This window comes from Streptomyces sp. NPDC001027 (assembly GCF_040299045.1).
In the GTDB taxonomy this organism is placed as follows: domain Bacteria; phylum Actinomycetota; class Actinomycetes; order Streptomycetales; family Streptomycetaceae; genus Streptomyces.
Map to the genome: position 1 here is coordinate 1 of NZ_JBEPBI010000341.1, position 6,480 is coordinate 6,480.

The 6,480-nt window shown below is 73.6% G+C and carries 7 protein-coding genes; 5 read left to right on the top strand and 2 right to left on the bottom strand.

The genetic code is table 11. The annotated features are described in order from the left end of the window. Nucleotides 1–997 (bottom strand): ribose-phosphate diphosphokinase (locus tag ABT300_RS39975; protein ID WP_351686876.1); only part of this gene is annotated, 997 nt, incomplete at its 3' end. A gap of 437 nt (nt 998–1,434) precedes the next feature. Here ABT300_RS39975 and ABT300_RS39980 point away from each other — a divergent pair. Both ABT300_RS39980 and ABT300_RS39985 read left to right on the top strand, forming a co-directional pair. Beyond that, nucleotides 1,435–2,133, top strand: coding sequence for a DUF4230 domain-containing protein (locus ABT300_RS39980; RefSeq protein ID WP_351686878.1), 699 nt, complete (start codon nt 1,435–1,437; stop codon nt 2,131–2,133). Between the two features lie 119 nt (nt 2,134–2,252). Beyond that, nucleotides 2,253–2,945 (top strand): VanZ family protein, encoded by a 693-nt coding sequence (locus tag ABT300_RS39985; RefSeq protein ID WP_351686881.1) that lies wholly within the window; start codon nt 2,253–2,255, stop codon nt 2,943–2,945. 31 nt (nt 2,946–2,976) lie between these two features. Here ABT300_RS39985 and ABT300_RS39990 read toward each other — a convergent pair whose 3' ends face one another. Next, nucleotides 2,977–3,213: a hypothetical protein gene (locus ABT300_RS39990; protein ID WP_351686884.1), complete on the bottom strand. Its 237-nt coding sequence runs from the start codon at nt 3,211–3,213 to the stop codon at nt 2,977–2,979. 131 nt (nt 3,214–3,344) lie between these two features. Here ABT300_RS39990 and ABT300_RS39995 point away from each other — a divergent pair, with 131 nt between their 5' ends. From ABT300_RS39995 to ABT300_RS40005, 3 genes are all read left to right on the top strand, one after another. Next, nucleotides 3,345–4,385: a PHP domain-containing protein gene (locus ABT300_RS39995; protein ID WP_351686886.1), complete on the top strand. Its 1,041-nt coding sequence runs from the start codon at nt 3,345–3,347 to the stop codon at nt 4,383–4,385. 39 nt (nt 4,386–4,424) lie between these two features. Then, on the top strand, nt 4,425–5,093 hold the full coding sequence (locus ABT300_RS40000; protein ID WP_351686889.1) for an HAD family hydrolase: 669 nt from the start codon (nt 4,425–4,427) through the stop codon (nt 5,091–5,093). A 317-nt stretch (nt 5,094–5,410) separates the two neighbouring features. Then, nucleotides 5,411–6,379 carry an SDR family NAD(P)-dependent oxidoreductase gene (locus ABT300_RS40005; protein WP_351686891.1) on the top strand — a complete coding sequence of 323 codons (969 nt, stop codon included), beginning with the start codon at nt 5,411–5,413 and terminating at the stop codon, nt 6,377–6,379. The last annotated feature ends 101 nt before the right edge of the window (nt 6,380–6,480 follow it).

Below are 6,480 nucleotides of genomic sequence, written 5' to 3' on the forward strand. Positions count from 1 at the left end.
GGAAGCGCTGCTCGAGGGTCCTTTCGACCCGGCCGGCCCCCGCCTGCTCGCCGCGCGCCGCGTCGAACAGGGCGCTGACCGACTCGCCGTTGTGGATACGGCGGACGGCCTCCGCGAGGGCGGGGGCGATGGACAGGATCCGCAGCTTGTCGGTGTGCTGCTCGGCGGGCACCGGCACCGTGTTGGTGCACACGATCTCCAGCACGTCGCTCTGCTCGCTGAGCCGTTTCAGCGCGCCGGCCGCGAACAGGCCGTGCGTGCACGCCACCCGTATCGACCGCGGCTGCGACTCCCGCAACCGGTCGAGCAGTTCCAGGACCGTGCTGCCCTTGGCGATCTCGTCGTCGAGCACGATCACGTCGCGCCCCGCCACCTCGCCGATCACGGCGCTGATGCTGACCCGGTCGTCGGCGAACCGCTGTTTGGCCCCCGCCGCCACCTGGGCGCCGATCATCCGGGCGAACGCCGCGGCCTCCTTGGCGTTGCCGAGGTCCGGCGAGACGACGGTGGTGCGGGTGAGGTCGTAACGGCGGAAGTGGGCGGCCAGCTCCCGCAGGGCGTGCAGATGGTCGACGGGCATCGAGAAGAAGCCGTGCACCTGGGGCGAGTGCAGCGTCATGGCGAGCACCCGGTGGACGCCGGCCGCCGCCATCAGGTCGGCGACCAGCCGGCCGCCGAGCGAGATCCGGGGCGCGTCCTTCTTGTCCGAGCGGGCGTAGGAGTAGTGCGGCATGACGACCGTGATCCGGCCCGCCGACGCGCCCCTGGCGGCGTCGCACATCAGCAGCAGTTCGACGAGGTGCTCCTGGACGGGCCGGACCAGGGGCTGGACGAGGAAGACGTCCCGCTCCCGACAGTTGGCCTGGAGCTGGACCTCCAGGCAGTCGTTGGCGAACCTGCTGAGGCGGGTGGGACTCAGGGGCACGCCGAGGTGAGCACAGACCTCGGCTGCCAGCTCGGGGTGGGCACTGCCGCTGAACACGGAGATGTCTCGCACGATCGGCTCCTCGCTGATCATGTCCGGCCGGGGCGGGATCTCCCATGCTACGGACCGAGCCCGTCGCGCCCACCCTCGCAGGCCGGCCGTATTCCGCCCGCCCGAGCCCCCGCCCCCACCGGCCCCCGGGAGAGGCGGGCACGGCCCGCCGGCGGACCCGTCGACCCGGCGGGCGGAACGCAGCGGGCGCATCCGCCGCCCGGGTGACATGGGCGGCCCCGGCAGCCCGGGCCGCCGGAGCGGGCGGTGTCCGGGAGCCTGCAGCCGGACGTGCGCGGACGTCCGCGGACCGGCGACCGGCCCGCACCGGCGAGGGCGCCGCGACGACGCGGAAGGACCCGGGCGCCCGCCGGCCCCGTACGTCACAGGTTGCCAACAAGGCGGTCTGACAGCCGAATCGGCGGGAATCCGTGTCCTCAGGAAGGAGGGCCGTCCCCATGACGACTTCCATCGAGCCCACCGAACCCACCAAGGCCGACCAGCCCGCCAGACGTCTGCCCGGCCGCATGCCCGGCTGGGCCAAGGCGCTCACCGCCGTCGTGGTCGTGCTCGTCGTGATGTTCGCCGGGATCCGGCTGAGCCTGCTGCCGGGACTGCGCGACTTCTTCGGCGCCGAGACCCACGACCGAACGGGCCCCGCCCTGCTGCAGTCCATCCAGGACATGAGCCGCTACGACGCCGCCTCCGGCAACTTCCAGGTCGTCGTGGACCTGGAGAAGGACGCCAAGTACCTCCCCGACGCGATCCGCGGCACCCGCACCCTGTACGTCGGGGCGGGCACCGTGGACGCCTACGTCGACCTCGGCAAGGTCGGCGACGACGACGTGACGGTCGACGAGGACCGCACCTCCGCCACGCTCCGGCTGCCGCACGCGCGGCTCGGCGCCCCGGCGCTCGACCCCGACCGTTCCTACGCGGTCTCCAAGCAGCGCGGTCTGCTGGACCGCCTCGGCGACCTCTTCTCCGACAATCCCGGCGGCGAACAGGCCGTGCAGAAGCTCGCGGTCCGCCACATCGGCGACGCGGCGAAGGAGAGCGAGCTGACCGCGCGGGCCGAGAGCAACACCACGGACATGCTGGAGGGGCTGCTGCACTCCCTCGGCTTCACGACGGTGAAGGTGGTCTACGCCTCCTGACTCTCCCTCCCCCGCGGCGCCGGGCCTCGCGTCCGGCGCCGGTCGGGAAGGCCCGCATCCTCAGCGGTTTCGTGGGTAATCGCCCTGTCACACAAGGAAGTTGACTACTGGAGGACCGCATGGCCCGTGCAGCGCTCCGTCCGCTCACCGCGTTCCGTCCGCGCGGCGCCAAGTCGCCGGGGAAGCCCAAGGACAGGACCGGGAGGTTCCCGTGGAGCGGCGGGAGGACCGACCGCAAGGGCGGGGTGAAGGCCGGGGCGAAGGCCGGCGCGAAGGCCGGCGCCAGAACCGACCGCAAGGCCGGGGCCGAGGCCGACGGCAGGACCGACCGGCGGTCCGCCGCGAAGACCGACCGTCCGCTGCCGTTCCCGCTGCGGCTGCTGGCCATGCTCTGCGCCTTCGCGTTCATGGTCGCGTTCGCCGTCGCGCTCGCCCGGATCACGCTGGAGCCCTCACCCGCCTCGGCGGCCCTGGTGCACTCCAACCTGCGGCCGGGTGACTCGCTGCGGGCCTATCTGGACCAGCCGGCACTGCGCGACGCGGTGAAGCAGATCGGCGGCAACCTGCTGCTGGGCGTGCCCTTCGGCGTGCTGGTGCCGGTCGTCGCCCCCCGGGCCCGCGGGCTGCTGCGCGTGCTGCTGCTGACGGCGACCGTCATGCTGCTGGTGGAGTTCGCCCAGGGCGCGCTGGTGACCGGACGCGCCTTCGACATCGACGACGTCATCCTCAACACGGCCGGCGCGCTCATCGGCTACCTGATCCTGGGCCGCCGGGTCGGCCGGGCGGTGCACGCCCGCAGGCCGCGCGCGTGAGGGCGGGGCGGGGGCGAGCGCCGGACCGGCGTCAGCGCGGGTTCCAGGTGTACCTGTCGCCGCCCACCCAGCGCACCACGTCCGGGTCGTCGAGGTCGTGCACGGTGATGCCGTACGCGGCGGCGATCTCGAGGACGTCGGTCACGTCCCTGGCCTCGCCGACCACCTCGGCGTCGATTTCCACGATGCGGAACGGTACGGCGGCGGGCTGCACCCCGAGCACCATGATCCGCGGTCGGGAGATACGGAGGCTCGCGATTTCGGTCATGACATAGAGGGTAGAGCGGAACCGGTCACCGCGAATCGTTCGATCACGGACATCCGGACAGGGCGGGGTGAGTCGTGCGCCCGACGTGCGGTCCGCGCGCGGGCGGGGAACTCTGGAGCCAGGAGGTGGCGATGGACCCCGTCGAGGCCCTGGAGCGGATCGCCTTCCTGCTGGAGCGGTCGCTGGCGCCTACCTATCGGGTGCGCGCGTTCCGCACGGCGGGCCGCGTACTGGGCGGGCTGCCCGCGGCGGAGGTGGAACAGCGCGCGGCCGCCGGGACGCTGGAGTCGCTGAAGGGCGTGGGCCCCAAGACCGCCCAGGTGGTGCGCGAGGCCCTGGCCGGGCACCAGCCGTCGTACCTGACGAAGCTGGAGGAAGAAGCCGGGCGGCCGCTCACCGACGGTGCGGGGAGCGGGCTGCGGGCGCTGCTGCGCGGAGACTGCCACGTCCACTCCGACTGGTCGGACGGCGGCAGCCCGATCGAGGAGATGGGCCGGACGGCGGCCGCGCTCGGTCACGAATGGGCGGTGCTCACGGACCACTCGCCGCGGCTGACGGTGGCCCGCGGACTGTCCCCCGAGCGGCTGCGTCGGCAACTGGACGTGATCGAGGAGCTCAACGCGACCTGGGCGCCCTTCCGGCTGCTGACCGGCATCGAGTGCGACATCCTCGACGACGGATCCCTCGACCAGGAACCGGAGCTGCTGGAGCGGCTCGACGTGGTCGTGGTCTCCGTGCACTCCAAGCTGCGGATGGAGGCCCCGGCGATGACGCGCCGCATGGTCAGGGCCGTGCGCGATCCGCACGCCGACGTCCTCGGCCACTGCACCGGGCGGCTGGTGAGCGGGCGCGGGCGGCCGGAGTCGCAGTTCGACGCGGACGAGGTGTTCGCGGCGTGCGCCGAGTCCGGCACGGCCGTGGAGATCAACAGCCGGCCCGAGCGGCTCGATCCGCCGCGCCGGCTGCTGCGCCGGGCGGTGGCGGCGGGCACGCTGTTCTCCGTCGACACCGACGCGCACGCGCCGGGCCAGCTCGACTGGCAGATCCTCGGCTGCGCGCGGGCCGAGGAGTGCGAGGTCCCCGCAGAGCGGGTCGTCACCGCGTGGCCGCTGGCGGACCTGCTGGCCTGGACGCACGAGGGCCGGACGCCGGCGGGAGTGGCGGGCCGCTGAGGTGGTACCCGGCGGGTGCTTCGAGAGAGAGGATCCGGGATGACACGCGCCGCCGTGTTCGACGTCGACGGCACCCTCGTCGACACCAACCACCTGCACGTCGTCACCTGGTGGGAGGCTTTCCGGCAGGCGGGCCACCGGGTGCCGATGCACGCCGTGCACCGGGCGGTGGGCCTCGGTTCCGACGACCTGATCGCCCACCTGCTCGGCGAGGACCGGGACACTGACCGGGACGCGGAGCTCGACGCCGCCCACAAGGCGCTGTACGGCCAGTACTTCGACCGGCTGCCGCCGCTGCGGGACGCCGGGCGGCTGCTGCGCCGACTGCGCGACGACGGCTGGACGGTGGTGCTCGCCACCTCGGCGAGCGGGTCCGAGCTGTCCGCGCTTCGGGGCGCCATCGACGCCGACGACGCGATCGCCGCGACCGCGAGCGCGGACGACGTCGAGGCGGGCAAGCCCTCGCCGGAGCCGGTGGCTCATGCCCTGGAGCTGGTCGGGGCGTCGGCGGAGGGGGCCGTGTTCGTCGGCGACACCGTGTGGGACATGCGGGCCGGCCGCCGGGCCGGGGTGCGCTGCGTGGGCGTGCTGTGCGGCGGCGTCCCCCGGGCCGACCTGATGGAGGCGGGCGCGGAGACGGTGTACGACGACCCGGCCGACCTGCTGGCGTCCCTGTCGGCGAGTCCGCTGGGCCGGGGCCGGGGGTGACGGCTCGGCCGGAGCCCGCAGTGACACACCTCACCGCGCCCTGCCATGCCTCGGGGAACACCCATGACCGGTCGCCCGTTGAACAGATCGTGGGTGCGGACGGGACAGTGTCCCCGGGCCTCACCTTCCGCCCACAGGGACGATCGTCCGGCTGAAGCCCTGTGGAGCGTCTCGCCGAGAGGCGACCGCCGTGCGCGCCCACGACCTAGCCGCCCCGACCGTGATTCCCCCGTCCGGTCGGGGCTCTCCTCTGTCCGGCCCCGCCCCCGACCCGGGCGCTTGACTTCGAGCGCACTCCAATTCGTAGCGTTCCCGGCATGAGCACTGCACAGCACAAGATCGGCTCGGGGTTCGACGCCCACAGCACCGCCGACGACGTCCTCGCCGGCGTCGACCTGACCGGACGGCTCGCGGTCGTCACCGGCGGCTACTCGGGGCTGGGGCTGGAGACCACCCGCTCGCTGACCAGGGCCGGCGCCCGTGTCGTCGTCCCCGCCCGTCGCCCCGACGCCGCCCGGGAGGCCCTGGGCGGCCTCGACGGCGTCGAGGTGGAGGAGCTGGACCTGGCCGACCTGGACAGCGTGCGCGGCTTCGCCGACCGCTTCCTCGCCTCCGGCCGCACCGTCGACCTGTTCATCGGCAACGCCGGCGTGATGGCCTGCCCCGAGACCCGGGTCGGGCCCGGCTGGGAGGCGCAGTTCGCCACCAACCACCTCGGCCACTTCGCCCTCGTCAACCGGCTGTGGCCCGCGATCGAGCCCGGCGGGGCCCGCGTGGTCGCGGTGTCCTCGCGCGGCCACCACTTCTCCGGCATGCGCTGGGACGACGTCCACTGGCGGCACGGCTACGACAAGTGGCAGGCCTACGGGCAGGCGAAGACCGCGAACGTGCTGTTCGCCCGACACCTGGACCGGCTCGCCCGCGACCGGGGCGTGCGGGCCTTCTCGCTGCACCCCGGCGGCATCATCACGCCCCTGCAGCGACACCTGCCGAAGCAGGAGATGATCGAGCGCGGCTGGATCGACGAGGAGGGCAACGTCATCGCCCAGGAGGGCTTCAAGTCCCCGCAGCAGGGCGCCGCCACCCAGGTCTGGGCGGCGACCTCCGCGCAGCTCGACGGGATGGGCGGGGTCTATCTCGAGGACTGCGACGTCGCCGAGCCGGCGGGCGCGGACGGCGAGCGCACGGGCGTCAAGGAGTGGGCGACCGACCCGGAGCAGGCGGCCCGGCTGTGGGAGCTGTCCGCCGAGCTGACCGGCGTCGACGCGTTCTCCGCCCGCGGATAGTCCACGTCACCGTCCCGGCTGCGGCCGCACCGGGCACTGCGGGCCTTCCCGCCATGGGGACACGGGACGCGTGGAACCCGGGGACCCATGGGCGCTCCTCA

Excerpts from the sequence above, each read along its gene's own strand:
- ABT300_RS40005 (WP_351686891.1), top strand. The coding sequence starts at position 5,411 with ATGAGCACTGCACAGCACAAGATCGGCTCGGGGTTCGACGCCCACAGC.
- ABT300_RS39985 (WP_351686881.1), top strand. The coding sequence starts at position 2,253 with ATGGCCCGTGCAGCGCTCCGTCCGCTCACCGCGTTCCGTCCGCGCGGC.
- ABT300_RS40000 (WP_351686889.1), top strand. The coding sequence starts at position 4,425 with ATGACACGCGCCGCCGTGTTCGACGTCGACGGCACCCTCGTCGACACC.
- ABT300_RS39990 (WP_351686884.1), bottom strand. The coding sequence starts at position 3,213 with ATGACCGAAATCGCGAGCCTCCGTATCTCCCGACCGCGGATCATGGTG.
- ABT300_RS39980 (WP_351686878.1), top strand. The coding sequence starts at position 1,435 with ATGACGACTTCCATCGAGCCCACCGAACCCACCAAGGCCGACCAGCCC.
- ABT300_RS39995 (WP_351686886.1), top strand. The coding sequence starts at position 3,345 with ATGGACCCCGTCGAGGCCCTGGAGCGGATCGCCTTCCTGCTGGAGCGG.